At 48.3% G+C, this 431-nt stretch carries 1 pseudogene; it reads right to left on the bottom strand.

Annotated elements, in window-relative coordinates:
* Nucleotides 1–126: 126 nt before the first annotated feature.
* Nucleotides 127–431 (bottom strand): annotated as a pseudogene (locus A3730_RS10575) (protein translocase subunit SecF); the annotation flags it as partial.

Here is a 431-nt window from a genome sequence, read left to right as displayed (position 1 = left end):
GTCAGCATTTTTTTCATGATTATCTCCAACATTGCGGTGCCAACACCGCCAGCCTGAAAAGCAAAAAGGCCGTGACGAATCACGGCCTTTTACTATCAATTAACCACTATCAATGATCAATTGCCGTTATGGCATTTCATCCACTTCTTCCGGTTCCGGAATCATGAAGTCTTCCTTGCTGACCTTCATCATGAAGAGAATATTCGTAACCACATAAATCGACGAGTAGGTACCTACCGCCACACCCACCAGCAGAGCTTCCGAAAAAGCGCGCATGACTTCACCACCAAAGAAGTACAACGCCACCAATACCAACAGGGTCGTCACAGAAGTATTGATCGTGCGGGTCAACGTCTGGTTTACCGCGCCATTGATAATAGCCACCGGATCCGTCTGCCGGGAATTGCGGAAATCTTCACGAATGCGGTCGG

The sequence above is a fragment of the Alcanivorax sp. HI0044 genome (assembly GCF_001634945.1).
The sequence above is the reverse complement of the archived record's forward strand: the minus strand, read 5'-3'. Positions and strand labels throughout refer to the sequence as shown.